This window comes from Pseudonocardia alaniniphila (assembly GCF_022524485.1).
Lineage (GTDB): Bacteria > Actinomycetota > Actinomycetes > Mycobacteriales > Pseudonocardiaceae > Pseudonocardia > Pseudonocardia alaniniphila.
The window spans coordinates 116,160-138,256 of the sequence record NZ_JAKXMK010000027.1 but is presented as its reverse complement, the minus strand read 5'-3'; the positions used below and the strand labels follow the sequence as shown (position 1 = coordinate 138,256).

Here is a 22,097-nt window from a genome sequence, read left to right as displayed (position 1 = left end):
TCCGCGGAGAAGGGTCGGTACGCGGTCACGTGTACGACCGCCGCTGGTCCGGGGGCGGGATCTCCGCGCCCTTGTACTCCACCGGGATCCCGCCGAGTGGGTAGTCCTTGCGCTGGGGATGCCCTTCCCAGTCGTCCGGCATCAGGATCCTCGTGAGCGCCGGATGACCGTCGAAGATCACACCGAACATGTCCCACGTCTCGCGCTCGTGCCAGTCGGCCGTGGGGTAGACGTCGACGACGCTCTGCACGTGCGGGTCGTCCACGTCGAGGGCGACCTCGAGCCGGATGCGGCGCCGGTAGGTCATCGACGTCAGGTGGTAGACGACGTGGAGTCGCTGGGCCACACCCTCGCCGTAGTCGACGCCGGAGACCGAGGAGCACAGCTCGAAGCGCAGGCCCTCGTCGTCGCGGAGGGTGCGGCAGAGCTCGCGGATGCGGTCGGGCCGCACGTAGAACGTGATCTCGCCGCGGTCGATCGTGATCTGCTGCACGGCGCCCCGCGGGATGCCGCGCTCGGCGAGCGCATCGCCGAAGTCGTCGGCGAACTCGTCGAACCAGCCACCGAACGGCCGCTCGGCCGGAGCCGGGACGTGCCCGGGCAACCGCAAGCCACCGAAGCCCGAGGTGTCGCCCGAGCCGTGGACGCCGAACATCCCGTGACGCTCGCGGGTGCTCCCGGCCGGGATCCGCGTGCCGCCCTCGGGCGTCTGCCCGTTGACGTGCGCGTCGATCGCGGTGTCGGTCTGCTCGGGCTCACCGCCGGCAGGCGGCCCGCCACCCGCGGCCCGCTGGGCGGCGGTGTCGGGCCCGCTCGTCTCGGCGGAGGACTGCGGCCCTCCCGTCGCCTCGGCCTTCTCCTTCGACGTGCCGGACGTGCCGTTCTGTTCGTCAGCCATTCCCGGTCACTTCTTCTTCGCGAACTTGATCGAGGACGGGACGAGCTCGGTCTTGTGGCCGCTCGCCGCGAGCGCAGCGGCCCGCTTGGCGCCCAGCGGCTCGTCCATGATCTTGGCGTGGATCTTGAGGATCGCGTCCATCAGCATCTCCGGCCGCGGCGGGCAGCCGGGCAGGTACATGTCGACGGGGACGACGTGGTCGACGCCCTGCACGATCGCGTAGTTGTTGAACATGCCGCCGGACGAGGCGCAGACACCCATCGCCAGCACCCAGCGGGGCTCGGGCATCTGGTCGTAGATCTGCCGCAGTACCGGGGCCATCTTGTTGCTCACCCGGCCGGCGACGATCATCAGGTCGGCCTGGCGCGGCGAGGCCCGGAAGACCTCCATGCCGAAGCGCGCGAGGTCGTAGCGCGGCGCGCCGGTGGTCATCATCTCGATCGCGCAGCAGGCCAGCCCGAAGGTGGCGGGCCACAGCGAGGACTTACGCGTCCAGTTGACCAGCTTCTCGACGCTGGTCAGCAGGACGCCACTGGGCAGATGCTCTTCCAGACCCATCTCAGTTCCAATCCAGCCCGCCGCGCCGCCACACGTAGATGTAGGCGAAGCCGACCGTGACGATGAACAGCACGATCTCCACCAGCCCGAAGAGGCCGAGCGCGTCGGCGCTCACCGCGAACGGGTAGAGGAAGACCATCTCGATGTCGAACAGGATGAACAGCATCGCCGTGAGGTAGTAGGCGACCGGCATGCGGCCGCCGCCCACGACGGGTTGGGGCGAAGGCTCGATGCCGCACTCATAGGCGTCGAGCTTCGCCCTGTTGTAGCGCCGGGGTCCGACGTACGGGGCGGCCGTCACCGAGAACAGTGCGAACGCACCGGCCAGCGCGAACAGCAGCACCAGCGGGAGGTAGGGATCGAGCATCCGTCAGCCCTGTCGTCTACTAGTAGCGGAGTCTTCCTGATTCGATGGCACCGCTCGCCGACACTAAGTCGGCTGACGGCCCTGGCCGCAGCCAGGCAAGCCTTAGTAACTACAAGCTCGGTGCGACCCTGGTCATCGCGGTGATGACGCGGTCGCTCAACCCCCCGTCCCTCGGGTCGTAGAGGTTGGCGAGCAGTTTGAGAATGAACCGCATCAGCGTCACGCGTGGGAGACCGTACTTCGTGGCCATGCCCATCACGGTCGGGTTGCCGATGAGCTTCGAGAAAACGTTGCCTATTCGGTAGTAGCCGCCGAGTGCCTGGCTCATGGCCGTGGGGTAACCGGCCAGCGCGGCCTCGGCCGACGCACCCGAACGCGCCAGCGCCTGCACCGTGCAGCGCGACGCGATCGCCGCCGACTCCATCGCGTAGGCGATGCCCTCCCCGTTGAACGGGTTGACCATCCCGCCGGCGTCGCCCACGAGCAGCAGGCCCGGCCGGTAGTGCGGGGTGCGGTTGAAGCCCATCGGCAGGGCGGCCCCGCCGACGGTGCCCACCGCGTTCTCGTCGCGGTAGCCCCACTCCTCCGGAGTGCCGTCGAGCCACGACTTCAGCAGCGCGCGGTAGTCGGTGGATCCGTAGGCCTTGCTCGTGGACAGGATCCCGAGCCCCACGTTCGACGTGCCGTCGCCCATCCCGAAGATCCAGCCGTAGCCGGGCAGCAGCTTCGGGTCGGACGGGTTCGAGCGGTCCCACAGCTCGAGGTGGCTCTCCAGGAAGTCGTCGTGCGTGCGCGGGCTGTTGTAGTAGCGGCGCACCGCCACGCCCATCGGCCGGTCGTCGCGCTTGGCCATCCCCAGGCTCAGCGCGAGCCGGGCGCTCACGCCGTCGCAGGCGAGGGTGAGGGGCGCGCGAAAAGAGACCGGGCGCTTGTCCTTGCCCTTCCCTGTGGTGCCGGCCACACCGGTGACCCGGCCCGTCCGCTCGTCGGTGAGGGCCTCGGTGACCGTGGTCTCCTCGCGCAGCCGCGCGCCGGACTTCTCGGCGTGGCGCACCAGGAGCTCGTCGAAGTCCTGGCGGGGCCGGACGGCCCCGAAGTTCGGAAAGCTCGAGAGCGTGGGCCACTCCAGCTCGAGCGTGACGCCGCCGCCGACGACCCGCAGGCCCCTGTTGTGCAGCCAGCCGTTCTGCTCCGAGCAGTCGATGCCGAGATCGATCAGCTGCTTCATGCCGCGGGGGGTGAAGCCGTCGCCGCACACCTTGGGCCGCGGGAACGTCGATTTCTCCAGAAGGAGTACGTCGAGACCGGCACGTGCCAAGTACGCAGCGGCGGTAGACCCGGCGGGACCGGCACCGACGACGATGACGTCGGCGTCGGCATCCGGTCGCCCGCCGACGGTGGTGGGTTCGGGCGCGACCAAAACGGCTCCTTGTGAACAGATTCACGAAGTCGGTACGAGTCTATGCACCCTTGTCCACGCCCGCGCGCCCGCCACCCGGGCGTAGCGTCACCCGACTGGCCCCTGGGTGTCGTACGGACGGCGAGCGCGGTGCAGCGCCACTGCGCCGAAGGCCAGGTCGCGCCATGCGACGTCGCTCCAGCCCGCCGCCGCGACGCGACGCGCCAACACGGGCTGAGCAGGCCAATCGCGGATCGATTCACCCAGATAGCGGTACGCCGCTGGGTTGCTCGACACGCGATCCGCGACCGCAGGGAGCACCCTCTCCAGGCCCAGGTGGTAGGCGACGCGGAACGGCGCGAACGTCGGACGGCCGAACTCACACACCACCAGGCGGCCGCCCGGACGGGTGACGCGCGCCAGCTCGCGCAGGGCAAGGTCCGGATCGGCGACGTTGCGCAGCCCGAACGAGATCGTCACCGCGTCGAAGACAGCGTCACGGAACGGCAGGTGCAACGCGTCGGCCGCCACCTTCGGCACCGCCCGGTGGGCGCCCGCGCGGAGCATCCCGAGCGAGAAGTCGGCCGCCACGCACCACGCACCCGATCGCGACAGCTCCACGGTGGAGACAGCGGTGCCGGCGGCGAGGTCGAGCACCTTCTCGCCGGGACGAAGCTGCAGCGCCTCACGCGTGAGCGCCCGCCAGCGCCGGTCCTGCCCGGCGGTGAGCACGGTGTTGGTCAGGTCGTAGCGGCGCGCGACGGCGTCGAACATCACAGCGACGTCGTGCGGGTCTTTGTCCAGGTCGGCGCGGCTCACACCGGAAACGCTACTTGCCCCGCGAGCCACCCTCCCCACCCCCGAGTCCCGTCCTACGCGGGCGCTCAGACGGTCAGATGGTCAGACGGACAGCGTGGCGAGCATCCGTCCGACGGACTCCGGCCACCCGAACTGCTCGGCCCTGGCCCGCGCCGCAGCCCGGCGCACGCCCTCGTCCGCGGCGAGGACGGTGGTGACGCCCGCGGCGAAGGCCTCGGGCCGGTCCAGCGCAGCGGCCCCCGACGGCCCGACGATCTCCGGCAGCGCCGACGAGGCCGAGACGACCACCGGAGTACCGCTCGCCAGTGCCTCCAGCGCCGACAAGCCGAACGTCTCGTGCGGACCGGGGGCCAGCGACACGTCGGCCGAGGCGAGCAGCCGGGCCAGCCGGGAGCGGTCGGGCACGAAGCCGAGGAACGTCACCGGCAGCCCGGCGGCCCGCCGCTCCAGCAGCGGGCGGCGTGGCCCGTCACCAGCGATGACCAGGCGTACCCGGTGCCCCGCATCGCGCAGCGCGGCCACCGTGTCGATGCTGCGCTCCGGATGCTTCTCCGGCGAGAGGCGCCCGCAGTGGACGAGCAGGGTCTCGGAGCGGCGGGCCAGCGTGCTGCGCAGGGCGGCGTCCCGGTGCAGCGGCGAGAACGTCCGGAGATCCACCCCCAGCGGCACCTGGGCCACGTTGGTCACGCCGATGCGGTCGAACTCGGCGCGTGCGAACGACGTGGTGCACACCACGGTGTCGTAGGCCGCCGCCATCCGGGCATTCGCGAAGTCAGCCACCCGTCGCGCGGCCGGTTCGGGCATCAGGAACTGTGCGAGCAGCCGGTCGAGGCGCTCGTGGGAGATCACGATGCTCGGCACCCCGCGCCGCGACGCCCACGCACCCAGCCCGCGCAATGTCAGCCGGTCGGACACCTCGATGGCGTCCGGGCGCAGCCGTTCGAGCAGCCGCTGCACGCGCCAGGGGTCGACGGCACGGTAGCCGCCGGTGCCGGGCAGCCTTGGCGCGGCGACGGTGATACGGCGGATACCGGCAGGCAGCCGCTCGTCCGCCGACCGCCGGCCGGGCACCACGAGCACCACCTCGTGGCCGCGGCCCACGTACCCCGCACCGAGGTGGTGCAAGGCCGTGCGCAGACCGCCCGAGCGCGGACCGTAGAAGTTGGCCAGCTGGACGATGCGCACCGTCAGGCGGCCGCGGCTGTGGCGCCGATGACCTCGGCGTAGTGCGCGAGCAGCTCGTCGCAGACCGTGGACCAGGTACGACGCAACACCGACTGCCGGGCCGCGGCGCCGAAGCGGGCCCGGGTCGCCGGGTCGGTGAGCGCCACGACCGCGGCACGGAGCTCGGCGTCGGCCGCGATCGACCGCGGGTCGTGAGCGCCCTCGGAACCGTCGGGGTGAGGCGGCACGAGGTAGCCGGTGCGGCCGGGGAGCACGAGGTCACGCGGCCCGCCCGCGTCCGGCGCGACCACGGGCAGCCCCGAGGCGAGCGCCTCCTGCACGGCCTGGCAGAAGGTCTCCGACGGGCCGGTGTGCACGAAGACGTCGAGCGAGGCGTAGATCCGGGCCAGCTCGTCGCCGCCGCGGAAACCGAGGAACGCTGCAGTCGGCAACGCCGCCGCGAGGCGGTCCCGGCTCGGGCCGTCACCCACCACCACGAGCCTGATGCCGGGTACGTCGGCCAGCGCGGTGAGGCGCTCGACCTGCTTCTCCGGCGCGAGCCTGCCCACGTAGCCGACGAGCAGCTCGCCACCCGCGGCCAGCTGGGCGCGCAGGCCGTCGTCGCGCTTGTGCGGAGTGAACCGCCCGGTGTCGACGCCCCGGGCCCACTGGTGCACCCGCGGAACGCCACGCGCCCGCAGCGCCTCGGTGGCCCAGCTCGACGGGGCGAGGGTGCGGTCGGCCTGGCCGTGCAGCCGGCACGTCCAGCGCCACGCCGCGCGTGCCGTCAGACCGAGGCCGTAGGAGGAGGCGAACCCGGCCACGTCGGTCTGGTAGACGGCGACCGTCGGGATGCCGAGCCGGCGGGCGGCAGCCAGTCCGCGGTACCCGACGACGAACGGCGCAGCCAGGTGGACGACGTGGGGCGCGAACTCGCGCAGCGCCGTCAGCACGCGCCGGCTGGGCACCCCGACCGGCATCGACGAGACGACCGGCAGATCCACCGCCGGGACGCGCACCACCCGGGCACCCGCGTACTCCATGGGACCGTCCATCCCGGGAGCGATCACCAACGCCTCGTGACCCGCCTCCGTCAGGTGCTCGACCACCCGGAGCACGGAGTTCGTCACGCCGTTGACAACGGGCAGGAAGCACTCGGAGACGATGGCGACTCGCACGGAGGCACCGTTGCCTGCCCGTGGGGCGAAGCGTTGACGAGCCACCGAACGTACGGCCAACAGCCCATGTCGGGCACACAGTTGGCCGGGTGATCCATGACACGACACCTGAGCGACGCACCGGAGACACCGGACACGCCGACGCTCGGGCCACATGACCGTCCAGCCGCACCCGAGTGCACCCTCGACACCGTTCCCGGTCGAGGCGGGGTTGCTCTCCAAGGCTCTGGAGGTGGCCGGGCGCTTGGCCAACGACGCCGCGGAGGTGATCACGGCCACCGCGGGCCGCGGCCAACAGCCGGGTGCCACCCACAAAGCGAACCCGTTCGACTGGGTCACCGACACCGACCGGACCCTCGAACGGCACACCCGCCGGGTGCTGGCATCGGAGTTCCCCGGGGTGCCGGTGGTCGGCGAGGAGTTCGGGAGCGACGGCGACGCCGCGACCGCGCCCTACCGGTGGGTGGTCGACCCCGTCGACGGCACGGCCAACTACGTCGCCGGCTTCCCGTGGTGCGCCTACAGCCTCGCGCTCGTGGACGCCTACGGGCCGGTGGTCGGGGTGATCGCCGACCCCAGCCGGGCCCAGATCTACGCCGCCGCCCGCGGCCGGGGCGTGCGGGCGAACGGCGTGGCGGTCACGGTGACGCCACGGTCCCCCACCGGCGGCCTGATCTGCGCGGAACTCTCGCTGGAGCGGGCACCGGGCTTCACCCGCCAGGCCGCCGCCGGTCACGCGGGGGTGCGGGTGCTCGGGTCGTCGGCGCTCGCGATCACGCAGGTCGCGCTCGGGCACGCCGTCGCCGCGGTGCTCGACAGCTACCGGGAGTGGGACGTCGCGGGCGCCGCGTGCCTCGCGGCGGAGGCAGGCGCGCTCATCGTCGACGGGGAGGGGCGGCCGAACCCGCTTCCCACGGGCGCGATGGTCGTCGCCGTGCCGGGCTCGCTGGACGAGGTGCTCGGCTGGTGGCACGCGGAGCGGTAGGGCCGGGCGACCGAGCCGAGCAGGGGCGACTCGTGGGATTGGCGGGCGGCTCGGGCGGTGGGCGCTCGGGGGCTGCGGGTTAGGGTCGCCGTATCGCCACCATCTCGAAGCCGGAGTCCTCCGCCACGCTCGCCGTACGCGCCACCCCGTTCCTGTTCGTGGTGATCTGGGCGTCGGGTTTCGTGGTGGCCAAGTACGCGGCCCCCTACGCGGAACCGCTGAGCTTCCTGATCCTGCGCTACGCCGGGGTCGTCGTGCTGATGCTCGTTCTCGCGCTCGTCGCGCGGGCGCCCTGGCCGGGCTGGCGGCAGGCCGGCCACATCGCGGTGGCGGGTGTGGGCATCCAGGCCGGCTACCTCGGCGGCGTGTGGGCGGCGGTCGCAGCCGGGATGCCGGCCGGTGTCACGGCGCTGGTGGTGAACCTGCAGCCGGTGCTGACCGCCGTGTTCGCGGCGCTGCTCGGCGAGCGGCTCGGACGGCTGCAGGTGGTGGGGCTGCTGCTCGGTTTCGCGGGAGTCACCCTCGTCGTCTCGAGCAAGCTCACCACCTCGGGCCTGACGCCGCTGACGCTCGGGCTGACCACGATGGCGCTGCTCGCGATCACCGCAGGCACGCTGTATCAGAAGCGGTTCTGCCCGGAGTTCGATCTGCGCACCGGCCAGGTCGTCCAGTTCGCGGCCTCGCTCCTGGTGACGCTGCCGTTCACGCTGGCGTTCGAGCACTTCCGTTTCGACTGGACGCCCCAGCTGATCGGCGCGCTCGCCTGGTCGGTGCTGGTGCTCACCGGCGGCGGGATCTCGCTGCTCTTCCTGATGCTGCGCCGCGGCGCGGCATCCCAGGTGACCAGCTACTTCTATCTCGTTCCGGGGATCACGGCGCTGATGGCGTGGGCGATGTTCGGCGAGACCCTCGGACCGGTCGCCATCGCAGGCATGGTGGTGGCGGTGCTCGGGGTGGCGTTCGCCACCCGCGCGGGCGCACGGGCCCGGTCCGCTCGGTTGTGACCGCTCAGGCGCCGGCGCGCCGGCGGCGCAACCACACGGCGAGCGGGCCCAGCACCGCCCACAGCACGAGCACGCCGATCCCCAGCGGGAGCACCCCGTCGATCGCGGAGCGACCGGCGACCCGTACGAGCTCGGGCTTGGTCACGTCGTACTCGACCGCGACGTCCGAGCCCTCCTGCAGGCCCCACGGATAGAAGACCCCGTGCTCCGGCACGACCGCCTCCCCGTTGGCCACGGTGAACCGGACCAGCGTGCGGGAGAACGACGAGCCGGGAAGCACCTCCGCCTGGGCCACGGCCGGGTTGGCGTCGATCGCACGGTCGTCGACGGCGGCACCCGCGAGGGCCAGCACGACCAGCACGGTGGCGACCACCGCCAGCCCGGCGACGATCTCGGGGAGCCGCCGGGCAATCCCCTGTACGGCGGGGCGCACCAGTGCTGCGAGTTCGTCGACGGCCCGGGTGTGGCCACGCCCCGTGCCAGTCGTCACAGAGCGCATTCTATTGGCTGGTGGAACCCCGCTGTGGGCGGCACCTCGCCGACCCGCCGCGCACCGCAGGTCGCGTGCTCCTACTCTCGGGCTCGTGACAATCGCCCCGTTGTCCGGCGGGTTGGGCGTGCGAACGCGGCTCATCGACGACCCGGGCCGGCTGATCGACCTCCTCCCCGACGACCAGAACCCGCTGTCGTGGGTGCGCGGCTCCGACGGCCTCGTCGGCTGGGGGGAAGTTGCCCGGTTCACCGGCACCGGGCCCCAGCGCTTCACCGAGGCCGACGCCTGGTGGCAGTCGTTCACCAGGCGGCTGCGCGTGACCGACGACGTCCAGGTGCCCGGCACGGGACCTGTGGCCTTCGCCAGCTTCACCTTCGCCGACTCGTCCGCTGGCTCGACGCTCGTGGTGCCTCGCGTGCTGGTCGGCCGGCGCGACGGGCTGTCGTGGGTCACCGAGTTCGGGGACGGGCCTCCGGCCGTCCGCGCGGTCAGCCCGGTGCGCCCCACCGGCACCCTGCGCTTCGCCGACGGCATGCTCCCCGTCGCCGGATACCGGACGGCCGTGGCCGAGGCCGTGCGCCGGATGCGGGCGGGTGAACTCGAGAAGGCGTGCCTCGCCCACGACCTGCTGGCGGTCGGCGACGAACCCTTCGATCCCCGTTTCCTGCTCGGCGGTCTGGCCGAGCGGTACCCGACGTGCTGGTCGTACGCGGTGGACCGGCTGGTGGGAGCCACGCCCGAGTTGCTGGTGCGACGCACCGCGGGTGTCGTCGAGTCCCGGGTGCTCGCCGGCACGATCTGGCCGGGCTCGGGCGACAACCTCTCGGGTCAGCTGCTCGGTTCGGCCAAGGACCGGCACGAGCACGCCCTCGCCGTCGACTCGCTGGCCGACGCGCTCCGCCCGCTCTGCAGCACGCTCGACGTGCCGGAGCAGCCGGGGGTGATCGCGCTGCACAACGTGTCCCACCTCTCCAGCGACGTGCGGGGCACCCTCGACCCCGCCGACCCCGCATCGCTCTTGGAGCTGGCCGAGGCCGTGCACCCGACGGCCGCGGTCGGCGGCACGCCCCGCAAAGCCGCGCTCCGCCTGATCACCGAGCTCGAGGGGATGGACCGGGGCCGCTACGCCGGGCCAGTGGGCTGGGTCGACAGCAGCGGTGACGGCGAGCTCGGCATCGCGCTGCGCTGCGCCCAGCTCGACGGTCCGGTCGCGCGGCTGTTCGCCGGCTGCGGGATCGTGGCCGACTCCGATCCTCACAAGGAGGCGCGGGAGGCCGCGGCGAAGATGGTGGCCGTGCGCGACGCGCTGCAGGCAGGCAACTGACGGCCTCCTCGGCCGCCGTCCGCGGCCGTGGCTCCCGTCGTGCCGCCGCCGATCAGGCCGCCGCCACCGCGGCGGCCACCGCGGCCCGCAGCGCCGCGTGCCCCGCCCGGAGCGTGGGGCGCTCGGCAGCCACCTCGACCACCCGCAGGCCCGGAGCGGGCGCGAGTGCGGCTGCGACGTCTGCGACGTCCACCCGGACGTGACCGACGCCGGTGGCGGCGCACAGCGCGGCCAGGTCGACCTGGTGCGGGGTGCCGAAGACCCGCTCGAACGCCGCCGCGTGCTCGGGCGCCCCCTGCTCCAGCAGCCCGAAGATCCCGCCACCCCCGTCGTTGAGGACGACGACGGTGAGGTCGGGCCGCGGCTCGTCCGGGCCGATGACGAACCCGGTGGCGTCGTGCAGCAGCGTGAGGTCGCCGACCAGCGCGTACGCCGGTCCGTCGTGGACCAGAGCCGCCCCGAGCGCCGTCGACACGGTGCCGTCGATTCCCGCGACGCCACGGTTGCTCAGCACGGTGAGCCCGTGCCGCGGGGCCGCTGCGAGGGAGACGTCCCGCACGGGGTTCGAGGAGCCGAGCAGGAGCTGTCCACCGTCGGGCAGGGCGGCGAGCACCGACCGGGCCAGCCGCAGCCCGACGGGCGCGACGCCCGCGTCCAAGGCGTGGTCCAGCGCCTTCGCGGCGGCGGTGTCGGCTGTCTGCCAGAGGTGCGTCCAGGACCCGTCAGGCGTGAGGCTCGGCAGCGAACCGACGGCCCGGACCGTGCCCGCCACGTCGGTCCACGGCGCCCCGTCGGGATCGGCGAGCACGTAGGTGGCAACGGACGGGTCGGCGAGCAGCCGCTGGACCGGCCGGTGCAGCGTGGGACGGCCCGCAACCACCACCTGAGCCGGCTTCAGAGACTCCGCAGCCGGGGTTGCGAGCAGCCAGGGGCCGGTGCGCACGGAATCCGGCCACGGCGCCGACGAGGGCTCCGCGATGACCGGGACCGGCAGGTCGCGCAGACCGTCCGGGGCGTTGCTCCCGGCGATGACGAGCGTCGGCGCGGACGGGTCGAGCGGGAGCGCAGGCGCCTCCCGCACGACGGGGGCCACCGAGGTCCACGGCTTCCCGCCGGCCCGGCCTGCCGGGGCGACGCCGGTGCCGTCGGGCACCAGGGGCTCGGCGAAGGGCAGGTTGAGCTGGACCGGCCCCGGCTGCCCGCCGAGTGCACCGTTGGCCGCTGCGACGGCACGGTCCACGAATGAACGCCAGCGGCCGTTGTCCTCCGGGCCTCCTCCGGCGCCACCGCTCAGCGCGAGCCGCACGGCGGGGCCGAAGATCCCTGCCTGCGAGATCGTCTGACTGGCCCCCGTGCCGACCATCTCCTGAGGACGGTCGGCGCTGAGCACGATCAGCGGCACGCCCGAATAGGACGCCTCGAGCACCGCAGGGTGCAGGTTCGCAACCGCCGTGCCCGAGGTGGTGCACACCGCCACCGGACGACGGGACCGCAGCGCGAGCCCGAGCGCCAGGAAGCCGGCCGTGCGCTCGTCGATGCGCACGTGCAGCCGGAGCCGGCCGCTCGTGTCAGCTGCGTGGAGCGCGAACGAGAGCGGTGCGTTGCGCGAACCCGCGCACAGCACCGCGTCCGTGACGCCACACCGAATCAGCTCGTCGACGATCACCTGGGCCTGCATCGTCGACGGATTCACGAGGCCGAGCCTATGCGCGCGCCGCAGTTCCCGTTCGGGACGGTGCTAGCTGACCGACGTGGTGCCCACCTGCGCGGGCGTGTGGCGGTGGAACTGCTCGTACTGCGGGGCCAGCGGCGTGCGACCGAGGATCAGGTCAGACGCCTTCTCCGCGATCATGGCGACCGGCGAGAAGGTGTTGGCGTTGGTGACGTACGGCATCACCGAGGCGTCCACCACACGCAGACCCTCGGTGCCGTGCACCCGCATCGAGGACGGGTCGACCACCGAGTCGTCGTTCGTGCCCATCCGGCAGGTGCTCGCGTAGTGCATCGCCGAGACCGCGTGCTCGGCCACCCAGGCCAGCACCTCGTCGTCGGTGCGGACGGCAGGCCCAGGTGCGGCCTCGCCGCCGTCGAACTGCGCGAACGCGGGCTGGGAGAGAATCTCCCTGGCGATCCGCACGGACTCGATCCACTCGCGGCGGTCCTGCTCGGTGGACAGGAAGTTGAACCGGATCGACGGGGTGGCCGTCGGGTTGGCCGAGCGGATCCGGACGTAGCCGCGCGCATCGGAGGAGACCGGGCCGACGTGCAGCTGGTACCCGTGCCGGTCCGTGGGCGAGGACTCGTAGCTGCGCGAGGCGATGGGGAGGAACTGGAACATCACGTTCGGGTAGGTGACGTCCGGGTTGCTCCGCACGAAGCCGCCGGCCTCGAAGTGGTTGGTGGCCCCGGGCCCGCTCTTCAGGAACAGCCACTGGAAACCGATCGACGGCGCGTTCTTCAGCGACGACGTCGGGCCGAGCGACACGGGCTGGGTGCACACGTGCTGCACCATCACCTCGAGGTGGTCCTGCAGGTTCTCACCCACGCCGGGCAGGTGGTGCACCACCGGCACGCCGAGCGCGCCGAGCCGGTCGGCGTCGCCGATCCCGGACAGCTGCAGGATCTGGGGAGACTTGACCGTGCCCCCGCAGACCACCGTCTCGCCGCCCATGACCTGCTCGCGGTTGCCGTGGCGGTCGGTGTACTCGACGCCGATGGCGCGGGTGCCGTCGAAGAGCACGCGCGTGACGTTGGCGCCGGTGCGCACCTCGAGGTTCGGCCGGCCCATGGCGGGGTGCAGGTAGGCCCGCGCCGCCGACCACCGGCGGGTGCCGCGGATGTTGCGGTCGAACCGGCCGAAGCCCTCTTGCCGCTGGCCGTTGACGTCCTCCGTGGTCGGGTATCCGGCCTGCTCCGTGGCCTGCAGGAACGCTCCGAACAGCGGGTTGGCCGCGCGGCCGCGCTCCAGCGTGATCGGGCCGCCGCGGCCGCGGAACGGGGTGTCGGTGAGGGAGTCCTCGCTGCGCCGGAAGTAGGGCAGGACGTGGGCGTAGTCCCAGTTGTCCATGCCGGGGTCGGCAGCCCAGCGCTCGTAGTCCAGCGGGTTGCCGCGCTGGAAGATCATCCCGTTCATGCTGCTCGTGCCACCGAGGAGACGCCCCGCAGGCACCTTCAGCCGGCGGCCCCGCAGGAACGGCTCGGGCTCGGTCTGGTGCCGCCAGTCGTAGAACGCGCGACCCATCGGGAACGGCAGCGCAGCCGGCATGTGGATCAGGACATCCCACTTGTGGTCCGGCCGACCGGCCTCGAGCACCAGTACGCGGACGCCGGGATCGACGCTCAGCCGGTTGGCCAGCACGCTGCCGGCAGAGCCGCCACCCACGATGATGAAGTCGTACGGGGCCTGCATGTGCCACTCCTGTCGGGGGCTGTCAAACGCTGGGGAGGCCGGGAAGGCTAACCCATTCGAGGGATCGCAACGAAACCTGCGACAGACGCTAAGCGACCGCCCCATTCGTGTCAGAAGCGGGAATCGCGATAGTACTAGTCGCGATAGTACTAATCGCCCGAACCAGCAGATCGGAGCGGACCGGGAGACAACGTCGTGGGTCGTGGGGACGATCATGGGCCCGCACGCACAACGGGGCAAAGGCGCTGATCTGGACCGTTTTCCCTGATCACACGTGGTGTCGACCTCCGCGGAGGTCCGATCACCGGACGCCTGAGGGCCCGAGCCGGAACTCGGCAGCACCGCGGGCGTTCGTCCCGGCGGGGACGGCGCCTCCCCTGCTTCGATCGGGTGTCACCCCTCCCGGTGCGGGAATTTCGCCCGGTCGGTGAGCGGAGCGGGTGGTGCTGCGGACGGTAGCCGTCCCGCCGTGCTCCGTTCACCCGGACGGCCCTGTCTGCCGTTCACTCAGCCGAGCCGCGTCTCACCGCGCGTCAGGGTTGGCCTGCGAGCCATGGGCGGGTTCGGCGACCGGTTGATCGCGACCGGACCTGAGCCTCAGCCCTTCTCCGCACCGGCGGTGAGGCCCTCGGTGAGGAGCCGCTCGCACGCGAAGAAGACCACGACGATCGGGATCGTCACGATGACCGAGCCCGCCATCAGCACGGTGGTGGGGATCTCGATGCCGCCAGCGAGCTGGGAGAGCCCGAGCGACACCGTCCAGCGGTCACGGTCCTCGACGAGGAACAGCAGCGCGAACAGGAACTCGTTCCACGCGATCATGAAGACGAACAGGGCGTTCGCGACGATCGCCGGCATCGCCAGAGGCAGGCTGATCCGGCGCATCACGCCGAGCCTGCTGCATCCGTCGATCGCGGCGGCCTCCTCGAGGCTCACCGGAACCGTGTCGAAGTAGTTGCGCAGCATGTAGATCGACACGGCCACGATCTGGGAGACGTAGACGATCAGCAGGCCGACGAGCGAGCCACGCAGGCCGATCCTGCTGAAGAACACGAACAGCGGCACCGCCAGCAAGATGCTCGGGAACAGGTAGACGGCGAGGAAGAGCACGCCGACCTGCCGCCTGCCGAAGAACTGCAACCTGCTCACGGCGTACGCGCCCGGCAACGCGATCAGCAGCGTGAGCGCCACCGTGCCGAACGACACGAGCGCGCTGTTGGCCATGAACTGCAGGAAGCCCTGGCCCCCGGACGCGCTGGAGGCGAGCACGGTGAGGTAGCTGCCGAGGTCCCACTCGGACGGCCCCACCCAGAGTGCGCCGGGGTCCTGCAGCACCCGGTCGAGCGGCCGGAAGGACAGCAACACCATGTAGTAGAAGGGGAACAGGGTGACGATCAGCAGCCCCACGATCACGACCACACGCAGCACGCCGAACACGCGGGTCTCCACCTCGTCACGGCTGAAGCGTCGCGGTGCGGGGGCCGATGCGGACGCGGGCGACGGCAGGCCCACTTCGGTGCCGCCCATCAGGACTGCTCCTCTCTCGGAGCCATCCGCCACAGGTAGAGGCCTATGAGGACGGCGAGGACCGCGGCGAGCGCCAGCGACTGGGCGGCCGCCCCGCCGATGTCGCCGCGGGCGGTGAGCGAGTTGAACACCGCGACGCTGATGACCTCGGTGCCGGCTCCACCGCCGGTCAGCAGGTAGATGTCGTCGAAGCTGTTGAACGTCCAGATGAACCGCAGCACCGACAGCACCGCGATCGTCGGCAGTAGCTGCGGGAACACGATGTACCGGAAGCGCTGCGAGATCGTGGCGCCGTCCACCCTCGCGGCTTCCTCGAGCACGGACGGCACGGCCTGCAACCGCGCTGTGAGGAACAGGAACGCGAACGGGAACGACCGCCATGCCTCGAAGGCGATCACGGTGAGCAGCGCCGTCGGGATCCCCACCTGCCAGCCGAAGATCGACACCTCGCTGTAGCGCTGGCTCAGGAACGCGATCGGCTCGTCCCAGCCCAGTAGCCGGGTGCCCCAGTGGTTGGCCACCCCGAACTGGGGGTTGAGCATGGTCTTCCAGGCGTACGTCACCGCGACGATCGGCGCCACGTAGGGCAACAGCATCGCCGCCCGGACGAGCCCGCGGAAACGGAACCTGCGCCGCAAGGCGAGCGCAGCCATCAGCCCCACCCCGATCGCCGCCGCCGTGCCGAAGACCGAGTACGCGAGCGTGGTCGCAAGGTTTCCCCAGAACCCGGACGAGCCGAACACCGTGGCGAAGTTGGCGAGGGTGAAGTTGCCGAACAGGCCCGAGCTGCGCAGGTTCAGCAGCCGCAACCGCTGGAAGGCCAGGAGGACCGTCCAGATGATCGGCAGCACCACCATCACCAGGACGATGACCAGCGTCGGTGAGATCAGCGCGAGCCCGGCGCGGGCCTCGGCGCGCCGCAGGGTGCGCCCGCTCCCGGAGCGGCGTCCGGGCCGGACGGGGCCGCCGGCCGGCGTTGCAGACGCGGTGCCGACTGCGGGGCCGACACCGGCACTCACCGCAGCGAGTCCTGAATCGACTTCAGAGCGGCCTCGGCCTGGGCGGCGGCACCCGGCGCGTCGACTGCACCGCTCGTGACGGCCGCGACCGCCGCCGGAACCGGGAGCTCACCGAGTGACGCGCCGATCAGGTCGCCCTGCCCCTGGGTGATCCCCCACCGCGTGAAGGCCTCGGGTCCCGTCGCCAGGACGTTCAGCACCTCGGGTGGGTAGAACTGCGTGAGCGGCCCCTCGGTGTCGACGCCCACCGGCAGCGTCTTCCAGCGGTCGACGAACTCCGTGCCGCCCGGGGTGCTCCCCGACCGGGCGGGGAACTTACCCTCCGGGGCGAAGGCGAGCCAGTCGACGTAGCCGTCGCTCATCATGAACTGCACGAACTGCTGGGCGAGGTCGCTGGTGGCCTCCGAGGTGATCGCCCAGTTCACCACCTCGCCGAACTGGGCAGGAGCGGTGCCGTCCGGGCCTCGCAAGGCCGTGACCACACCGGTGTTGCGGGCCAGGAACGCCGGGTCCGCCACGCACTCCGGGCAGCTGGGCTTGGCGTCGTTGCGCAGGCCGGCCAGCTCGTCGAGCAGGAACGTCGACCACACCGCCATCGCCGCCTGTCCGGAGAAGTAGGCAGCGCGCACCGTGTCGACGTCCTGGGTGCCGGGCACGGAGTAGTTGGTGATCAGGTCGCGGTAGAACTCGAACGCCGCGACGCACTGCGGGCTCGCGATGGTGATCTCGCCCGCGCTGTTGACGAGCTCGCACCCGTTGGCGAGCGCGATGTGCTCGAAGGTCTGCTGGGTGAAGGCGTCGCCCGGCGCGGTGGCTCCGGCGAAGCCCACGCGGCCGTCGGGCGTGAGCGTGCGCGCCGCGTTCAGGATGTCGGTGTAGGTGGTGGGAGCAGGCAGCCCCGCGGCGGCGAAGAGGTCTCGCCGGTAGTAGAGGAGCTGCGACCATGCCTCGCTCGGCACCGCGAGCTGGCGGTCGCCGTCGCGGGTGAGCTCCAGGGCGCGCTGGTCGAAGGTGCCTGCCCCGAGCGCGTCGACCACGGCGGCGGTGGCCTCGGCGTTCACGAGGTCGTTGGTCGCGAGCGTGCGCACCGACGACAGGGGGATCGATCCGATCACGTCCGGCAGCTCCCCCGCAGCCGCCGAGCTGGTGAGCAGCTGGTTGAACTGGTCCTCGTCGACGCCGACGAGCTCCACCTGCACTCCGGTCTGCTGGGTGAACCGGGCGATGATCGCCTGCGTGGCCGCCACGCGGTCGGGGAGGGTGTCGGCCGTCCAGACCGTGATACGCCGCTCGCCGCCCTCGTCCCCACCCCCGCCGGCGCAGGCCGAGAGGAGCAGCACGGTCACGAGACCCAGAGCCGCTCCGATACGGCGAGCCACACCTCTCATCCGGACGTCTCCCCCGTCGGACCGATGCGAAGTGCGGCCAGTGAACCCCGCCGGTGGCTGATCCACAACCTCCGAATGAGCTTCACTTTGCCCGGCCATTACGTCGGCCAGCGGTAATCGCGGCCCGGTGCAGCCCCGTCAGGGACGCTGGTCGATGATCGCGCCGAGTCGTCCGCTGTCGTCGCGGACCCATGCCCGCAGTGCCGGATCGATCGCTTCGAGAACTGCCTCCAGGTCGGCGACGCGGGCGGGAATGTCCTCGCGGATGAGGGGCTCGTGGTGCGCAATGCGATTGCGGACCTGGTGCAGGCGGATCACCGGTTCTTCCAGCTGCACCCGATCGCGTCCCGGTAGGTGCGGAAACGCGTGACGCATGGCGGGCCAGAGGGTGGCGCTGTAGCGGCGGGCGAGCAGATACCGCCAGAACCCGAAAGGCAGCTCCGCGACGATCTTCCCGGGCGGGATTCCGGCGCCGGCGCTGCGGCGCGCGCGCCTTCTGGCCGTGATGATCTCGTCACGCGCCCGTCGGTCGAGTTCGCCGTCGACGTCGTCGAACCAGGATCCGGCGATTCCGCGCATCCCGTGGCGCGTGGTGAGGGCGTCGTGGATCGCGTTGCGGAGCAGGACCTCGGTGTGGCCGAGCGTCTCCCAGAGCGCCCCGGCAAGAACCGCGTTCCATCGGTAGAGGCGCAGAGCGCGGTCGAGGTCGCCCTCGCAGGCCTCGACGTAGGTGGCCATGCGGGGGACGGCGAGCCTGTGCTGGATGCGCGCGGCGTCGACGACAGGAACTGCCGACCGGCATCCTCCGGGCGGGGAGGTCGACACCCTCTGGCCGCTCCTCTAAACTGGCCTGCGAAGACCCCGGAGCGATCCCTGGCCGTCCATCGCGACGAGCTACATCACCGGGGTTTCTGCGTTCTCGCCATCAGTCTGCCGCCCCACGGCGGCGTCGATCATCCGGCCCGTCACACCGCCGGGTGGGGCGTTCCCCACCCCGCGCTCGGGGGCGCAGCGCAATGCCCATGGGGACCTGGGCCGATGGAATCTCCCCATGACGACGACCACGAACCCGGCGCCGATGATCCCTGCGGCGATGCGCACCCGCACCACCCCCGCCGTGGCACTGCGCGGCGTGAGCCGCACCTACGGCACCGGACCCGCGACGGTACGCGCCGTCGACCACGTGGACCTCGAATTCCCCCGCGGCACCTGGACCGCCGTGATGGGCCCGTCGGGTTCGGGGAAGTCCACGCTGCTGCACTGCGCAGCGGGCCTCGAACGCGTCGACGCCGGGCAGGTGCTGCTCGGCGACACCGACATCACCGCGGCGAGCGACGGCGAGCTCACCGCGCTGCGCCGCGACCGCGTCGGGTTCGTGTTCCAGAGCTTCAACCTGCTCGGCGCACTCACCGCGGAGCAGAACGTGGCGCTCCCACTGCGACTTGCCGGGAGACGACCACCGAGATCGCAGATACGGGCCGTGCTCGCGGCCGTCGGCATGGCCGAGCGCGGCAGGCACCGGCCACGTGAGCTGTCCGGCGGCCAACAGCAGCGCGTGGCCATCGCCCGCGCGATGGTGACCCGCCCCGAGGTGCTGTTCGCCGACGAGCCGACCGGAGCTCTCGACTCCACGTCGGCGCGCACCGTGCTCGCCCTCCTGCGCGCGATGGTGGACGGCGGCCAGACGATCGTGATGGTCACGCACGACCCGGCCGCGGCGGCTCACGCCGACGCCGTCGTGTTCCTGCGCGACGGGCGCGTGGACGACCTGATGGTCGGTGCCACCGCCCGGGACGTGGCCGACCGCCTCGTGGCACTGGAGCGCTGAGACCGATGCTGCGACTGTCCTGGTCCACCTTCACCGAGCGCTGGGCGCTCTTCATCGGGGCCGCGCTGACCGTGTGCTTCGGCGTCGCGCTCGTGCAGTCGTCCCTGCTCGTCCTGATCTCCGCGGCAACCCTCGACACCCCGGCCGGGCTCGGTGCGGCCGAGTACGCCGCCTTCACCGAGGGCACCGAGCTCGCCATCACCCTCTCCGCACTGACCCTCGGCTTCTCGGCCTTCCTCACGGTGTTCATCGTCGGGTCGACGTTCGCGTTCACCGTTGCCCAGCGCCGCCGTGACCTCGCGCTGCTCCGCCTTGCCGGAGCCGGTCGCGGCCAGCTGCGCCGCCTGCTCATCGGCGAGGCCGTGCTGCTCGGGACGATCGGCACCGCAGCCGGGATCCCGGTGGGCCTGGCCGTGATGTCGTTCCAGACGTGGCTGCTCGAGACGCTCGGCTTCGTGCCACCGGGCTTCACGCCACAGTGGCGCACCTGGATCCTCGGCGTCGCGATCGGCGTCGGCGTCGGCAACGCGCTGGCCGGGGTGCTCGTCGCTGCGCGGCGCGCTTCCCGCGTGCGACCGCTGGAGGCGCTGCGGGACACCGGCGAGGCCGCCCGTGTGATGACGGCGGGCCGATGGGGCATCGGACTGCTGTTCCTCGCGGGCGCCGTGAGCCTGGTGATCCTGGCGCCCGTGGGTGGCAGCGGGGGCGGCCAGGCCATGGCCGTGAACGCGGCGCTGTGCGCGGCGGTGGCCTTCAGCGCACTGAGCCCGCTGCTGGTGCCGGGGGTCGCCCGGCTGCTCCCCGTACGGGGAGGTGGCGTGCTCAGCGAGCTCGCCCGGGCGAACCTGCGCGACGGTGTGCGGCGCAGCGCGTCGGTCGCCGCGCCGCTGATCGTGCTGGTCGGAATCGTGCTGGGGCAGAGCGGGGCGCTCACCTCCTTCGCGGCGGCCGGTGAGATCGAGCAGCGCCGGGGCGCCACAGGTGATCTCGTGGTCGAGACCACCGGTCCGGTGGGCGAGCGGATCAGCGGCGTTCCCGGCGTGGCCGGTGCCTCCACCGAGGTCGCGGTACCGATCTGGGTCGCCGTCGGCAGCGGCGAGGACGCCGAGACCTGGACGGGCACCGGCCTCGTCGTCGACCCGCAGGCCTACGAGCGGTTCCATCCCGGCACCGGGACGCTGGCCGCCCTGCAGGGGCGCGCCGTTGCGAGCGGCCCCACCGGAGACATGCCGGGGCCGGGTGCGACGGTCGCCGTCCGCGCGGGCGAGAGCGACCTCGGACCGCTGCCGGTGGTCGCCGCGGTGCCTACCCGGATCGCCGGTGGCCCGCAGTTGCTGCTCCCGCCGGGGCTCGTGCCCACGCCCGAGCTCGCCGGCGCGCCCTCCCGGACCTTCGTCGCGCTCGAGCCCGGCGCCGACCCTGCAACGGTCACGGCGGCACTCGGTGCCGTGGGCGAGGTGCTCACCGTGGACGACTGGATCGCGCGTGACGCCGCGGCGCGGAGCGACACGAGCGCCGGCGTCTTCCTGGTGATCATGGGCCTGGGCGGGATGTACGCGCTGATCGGCGTGGCCAACGCCGTGGTGGTCGGGGCCTCGGCGCGGCGGGCGGAGTTCGCCACCGCACGGGCCGGAGGCCTGACCCGCGGTCAGGTGGTGCGCATGGCACTGGTGGAGTCGTGGGCGGTCACGGTCATCGGCCTGCTGCTCGGCACGCTCGCCGCGGCGGCCACGTTCATCGCGGTGTTGTCCACGACGAGCGCGATCGCCGGGGTCGCCACGCTGTCGCTGCCGTGGACGTTCGTCCTCACCGTCGGCGCCGGCGCGTTCCTGGTGACGGGGGCGACGAGCGTGGTCACCACGCTCTCCGCCACCCGCACGCAGCCCGTGGCCCTGCTGGGCGCCCGCGAGTAGGGCACCGGTTCAGGCAGCTCCGGCTCGCGCGGGTTCGGGACCCGAGAGGTTGTACGACAGCGGCTGGTGTGTGTGGAAGCGGCGGATCAGGAGGTGGTGGAGCCCGGCGCCGAGAACCGCACCGATGACCGGGGCGACGAGATAGATCCAGAGGTCCGTGCCCTGAGCGCTCAGCAGGGCCGGACCCCACTGGCGTGCCGGGTTCGCGGATCCCCCGCTCAACGGCCCGAGGAAAGCGATGATCGCTGCGAGCGCGACAGCGAGTGCGGGCGGCAGAAAACGGTGCCACCGCGGGTGCGCCAGGAAGAACCCGACGAGCAGGATCAGTCCGAGGGTGCAGCCGACCTCGGCGAGAAAGACCGCGGACGGATCCCACGTCGGCGCGGGGCGGATCGCGGCGTACCCGACGTCCGCGGACCCGACGATCGGGCCCCACGTCAGACGTGCGAGGACGACCCCCAGAACCGATCCCGTGAGTTGGGCGACGACATAGGGGAGCACGGACAGGCCGGGGAAGACGTCCATGAGCCACAACGCGATCGTCACGGCCGGGTTCATGTGCCCACCGCTGCGGCGCCCGGGCGGGGAGAGGATCAACGCGACGAGCAGGAGGCCGCTGAAGGCCCCGACGACGGCGAGTGCGATCCCCAGGTCAGCCACGTACATCGGTGAGGACGGCGCCCGAAGCCACCGGACGACGCTGACCACCAGGAACAACAGCACAGCCGTGAGTCCGAGCTCATCGAGTGACCGCGACAACGGGAGTGGTGGCGGGCACGGCGGACGATCGGTCGGCGCGCTCATGACTCCTAGTGTAGTCATCA

The 22,097-nt window shown here is 72.0% G+C and carries 20 protein-coding genes; 5 read left to right on the top strand and 15 right to left on the bottom strand.

Annotation, left to right across the window (positions count from 1 at the left end; genetic code table 11):
• Positions 1-25: 25 nt before the first annotated feature.
• The 7 genes from MMF94_RS28690 to MMF94_RS28660 form a co-directional block, all read right to left on the bottom strand.
• Positions 26-898: an NADH-quinone oxidoreductase subunit C gene (locus tag MMF94_RS28690; RefSeq protein WP_241040327.1), complete on the bottom strand. Its 873-nt coding sequence runs from the start codon at positions 896-898 to the stop codon at positions 26-28.
• Between the two features lie 6 nt (positions 899-904).
• Positions 905-1,456 (bottom strand): NuoB/complex I 20 kDa subunit family protein, encoded by a 552-nt coding sequence (locus tag MMF94_RS28685; RefSeq protein WP_241040326.1) that lies wholly within the window; start codon positions 1,454-1,456, stop codon positions 905-907.
• A gap of 1 nt (position 1,457) precedes the next feature.
• On the bottom strand, positions 1,458-1,823 hold the full coding sequence (locus tag MMF94_RS28680; protein ID WP_232667592.1) for an NADH-quinone oxidoreductase subunit A: 366 nt from the start codon (positions 1,821-1,823) through the stop codon (positions 1,458-1,460).
• A gap of 109 nt (positions 1,824-1,932) precedes the next feature.
• Complete coding sequence (locus MMF94_RS28675) at positions 1,933-3,243, bottom strand: geranylgeranyl reductase family protein (protein WP_241040325.1); 1,311 nt, start codon at positions 3,241-3,243, stop codon at positions 1,933-1,935.
• Between the two features lie 87 nt (positions 3,244-3,330).
• A complete protein-coding gene (locus MMF94_RS28670) occupies positions 3,331-4,041 on the bottom strand; it encodes a demethylmenaquinone methyltransferase (protein ID WP_241040324.1) in 711 nt (236 codons plus the stop codon).
• An 81-nt stretch (positions 4,042-4,122) separates the two neighbouring features.
• Entirely contained in the window at positions 4,123-5,226 is a 1,104-nt protein-coding gene (locus MMF94_RS28665; protein WP_241040323.1) for a glycosyltransferase, read from the bottom strand.
• A gap of 2 nt (positions 5,227-5,228) precedes the next feature.
• Positions 5,229-6,383 carry a glycosyltransferase family 4 protein gene (locus MMF94_RS28660; RefSeq protein WP_241040322.1) on the bottom strand — a complete coding sequence of 385 codons (1,155 nt, stop codon included), beginning with the start codon at positions 6,381-6,383 and terminating at the stop codon, positions 5,229-5,231.
• A gap of 154 nt (positions 6,384-6,537) precedes the next feature.
• On the opposite strand from MMF94_RS28660, the gene MMF94_RS28655 reads away from it, so the two are divergent.
• Together MMF94_RS28655 and MMF94_RS28650 are read left to right on the top strand one after the other, a co-directional pair.
• Complete coding sequence (locus MMF94_RS28655) at positions 6,538-7,368, top strand: inositol monophosphatase family protein (protein ID WP_241040321.1); 831 nt, start codon at positions 6,538-6,540, stop codon at positions 7,366-7,368.
• 158 nt (positions 7,369-7,526) lie between these two features.
• Positions 7,527-8,372, top strand: a complete 846-nt coding sequence (locus MMF94_RS28650) for a DMT family transporter (protein WP_241040320.1) — start codon at positions 7,527-7,529, stop codon at positions 8,370-8,372.
• Between the two features lie 4 nt (positions 8,373-8,376).
• Here MMF94_RS28650 and MMF94_RS28645 read toward each other — a convergent pair whose 3' ends face one another.
• Entirely contained in the window at positions 8,377-8,862 is a 486-nt protein-coding gene (locus tag MMF94_RS28645) for a DUF3592 domain-containing protein (RefSeq protein ID WP_241040319.1), read from the bottom strand.
• Positions 8,863-8,956: 94 nt separating this feature from the next.
• Here MMF94_RS28645 and MMF94_RS28640 point away from each other — a divergent pair, with 94 nt between their 5' ends.
• Positions 8,957-10,189, top strand: coding sequence for an isochorismate synthase (locus tag MMF94_RS28640; protein ID WP_241040318.1), 1,233 nt, complete (start codon positions 8,957-8,959; stop codon positions 10,187-10,189).
• A gap of 52 nt (positions 10,190-10,241) precedes the next feature.
• On the opposite strand, the gene menD is transcribed toward MMF94_RS28640, so the two are convergent.
• The 6 genes from menD to MMF94_RS28610 all read right to left on the bottom strand — a co-directional run bounded on the left by menD (position 10,242) and on the right by MMF94_RS28610 (position 18,270).
• Positions 10,242-11,867 (bottom strand): 2-succinyl-5-enolpyruvyl-6-hydroxy-3-cyclohexene-1-carboxylic-acid synthase, encoded by a 1,626-nt coding sequence (menD, locus tag MMF94_RS28635; protein WP_476748548.1) that lies wholly within the window; start codon positions 11,865-11,867, stop codon positions 10,242-10,244.
• A gap of 60 nt (positions 11,868-11,927) precedes the next feature.
• On the bottom strand, positions 11,928-13,598 hold the full coding sequence (locus MMF94_RS28630) for a choline dehydrogenase (RefSeq protein ID WP_241040316.1): 1,671 nt from the start codon (positions 13,596-13,598) through the stop codon (positions 11,928-11,930).
• 597 nt (positions 13,599-14,195) lie between these two features.
• Positions 14,196-15,125 (bottom strand): carbohydrate ABC transporter permease, encoded by a 930-nt coding sequence (locus MMF94_RS28625; protein WP_241040315.1) that lies wholly within the window; start codon positions 15,123-15,125, stop codon positions 14,196-14,198.
• Positions 15,125-16,144 (bottom strand): carbohydrate ABC transporter permease, encoded by a 1,020-nt coding sequence (locus MMF94_RS28620; protein WP_241040314.1) that lies wholly within the window; start codon positions 16,142-16,144, stop codon positions 15,125-15,127. Before MMF94_RS28620 ends, MMF94_RS28625 begins: the two co-directional genes overlap by 1 nt.
• Positions 16,141-17,532 (bottom strand): ABC transporter substrate-binding protein, encoded by a 1,392-nt coding sequence (locus MMF94_RS28615; protein ID WP_241040313.1) that lies wholly within the window; start codon positions 17,530-17,532, stop codon positions 16,141-16,143. Before MMF94_RS28615 ends, MMF94_RS28620 begins: the two co-directional genes overlap by 4 nt.
• A gap of 138 nt (positions 17,533-17,670) precedes the next feature.
• Positions 17,671-18,270 carry a hypothetical protein gene (locus MMF94_RS28610; protein ID WP_241040312.1) on the bottom strand — a complete coding sequence of 200 codons (600 nt, stop codon included), beginning with the start codon at positions 18,268-18,270 and terminating at the stop codon, positions 17,671-17,673.
• Positions 18,271-18,625: 355 nt separating this feature from the next.
• Between MMF94_RS28610 and MMF94_RS28605 the strand changes: the two genes are divergently transcribed.
• Both MMF94_RS28605 and MMF94_RS28600 read left to right on the top strand, forming a co-directional pair.
• Positions 18,626-19,360, top strand: coding sequence for an ABC transporter ATP-binding protein (locus MMF94_RS28605; RefSeq protein WP_241040348.1), 735 nt, complete (start codon positions 18,626-18,628; stop codon positions 19,358-19,360).
• 5 nt (positions 19,361-19,365) lie between these two features.
• Positions 19,366-21,273 carry an FtsX-like permease family protein gene (locus tag MMF94_RS28600; RefSeq protein WP_241040311.1) on the top strand — a complete coding sequence of 636 codons (1,908 nt, stop codon included), beginning with the start codon at positions 19,366-19,368 and terminating at the stop codon, positions 21,271-21,273.
• Positions 21,274-21,282: 9 nt separating this feature from the next.
• On the opposite strand, the gene MMF94_RS28595 is transcribed toward MMF94_RS28600, so the two are convergent.
• Entirely contained in the window at positions 21,283-22,077 is a 795-nt protein-coding gene (locus MMF94_RS28595; RefSeq protein ID WP_241040310.1) for an MIP/aquaporin family protein, read from the bottom strand.
• Positions 22,078-22,097 lie beyond the last annotated feature (20 nt).